Below are 1412 nucleotides of genomic sequence, written 5' to 3'. Positions count from 1 at the left end.
CGGATCGCGGCTACCTGTTAGCTGGTGGTACGACCGCAGCCCGGCCAGGCTTGGTCGAGGTGACCGGTGGGGTCGCTCTCATCGCGGCTGCCCACCGCAGGTTGGTGTGGCTCTCATCTGGCGTGCGCCCCGCCGGTCACCGCGGCGGTGAGAGGCTCAAGAGGGGACTGCCCGGCTCAAGGTAGCGCTGCCCTCCCGTCGATGAACACCGTCGGATCGAGGGAGGACACGATGGCCCAGGTCATCATCGGCGTGGACCCGCATAAGCGGTCCGCCACCATCGAAATCATCAACGCCCGGGAGAAGGCGCTCGGGCAGGGCCGCTTCGGCACCGACCGCGACGGCTACCAGGCCATGCTCGCCGCCGGCCGCAAGCACAAGGACCGCCTTTGGGCGGTCGAGGGCTGCAACGGCATCGGCCGGCACGTCGCTCAACGCCTGGTCGCCGACGGCGAGACCGTCGTGGACGTTCCCGCGAAGCTGTCCGCCCGGGCCCGGGTGTTCGCCACCGGTCAGGGCCGCAAGACCGACCCGGTCGACGCCCGCAGCGTCGCTGTGGTCGCCCTGCGCACCGAAGGTCTGCGGCAGGTCGTCACCGACGACACCACAGTCGCGTTACGGCTGCTCGTCGACCGCCGTGACCAGCTCGGCCGCGCCCGCACCGACGTGGTGTCCCGGCTGCACCACCTGCTACTCGAACTGGTGCCCGGCGGCGCGAAAAAGGACCTGTCCGCCCAGCAGGCCCGCGCCCTGCTGGGCACCGTGCGCCCGCGCGACGTAGTCGGCAAGACCCGCCGCCGGCTGGCCTCCGAACTGATCGGCGAACTCGGCGTCATCGACAAAAAGATCAAAACCGCGAAACAGGAACTCACCGAACTGGTCAACAACACCGGAAGCCGGCTGATGGACCTGACCGGCATCGGACCGTCCGGCGCGGCCCGCCTGCTCGGCGACATCGCAGACATCCACCGGTTTCCCAGCCGCGCCCACTTCGCCTCGTGGAACGGCACCGCACCGATCGACGCCTCGTCCGGCGACCAGAACCGCCACCGGCTCTCCAGAGCCGGGAACCGGCGCATCAACCGGACGCTGCACATCATGGCCATCGTCCAGCTACGCCGTGACACCGAAGGACGCCGCTACTACCGGCGCAGACTGGCCGCGGGCAAGACCCCGATGGAAGCCCTACGCGCGTTGAAGCGGCGACTGTCCGACATCGTCTACCGGCAGATGATGGCCGACGCGAAGCTGGTCAGGACGGGTCCGGGAGGACACGCGGGGGCGACTCTGCAATCCAGCGCGGCCGACCTGAACCCCGAGATCGACACTTCGGAAAAGTCACTTCCCGGACCCGCCACACCCCAGCCTAGAACAACCCTCGCCACGGCCTCTTGACACAGAGGGGTGCCAGA

1 protein-coding gene is annotated in these 1412 nt (G+C 69.0%); it reads left to right on the top strand.

Annotation, left to right across the window (positions count from 1 at the left end):
- Window positions 1-231 precede the first annotated feature (231 nt).
- Window positions 232-1395, top strand: a complete 1164-nt coding sequence (locus ABZV00_RS37790; RefSeq protein ID WP_355615459.1) for an IS110 family transposase — start codon at window positions 232-234, stop codon at window positions 1393-1395.
- Window positions 1396-1412: the final 17 nt, after the last annotated feature.

This window comes from Micromonospora sp. NPDC005173, assembly GCF_040608515.1.
GTDB lineage: Bacteria > Actinomycetota > Actinomycetes > Mycobacteriales > Micromonosporaceae > Micromonospora.
This window is presented reverse-complemented; position numbering and strand designations above follow the sequence as displayed.

What these genes read in the sequence shown, in the direction of transcription:
- ABZV00_RS37790 (WP_355615459.1), top strand. Translation starts at nt 232, where the DNA reads ATGGCCCAGGTCATCATCGGCGTGGACCCGCATAAGCGGTCCGCCACC.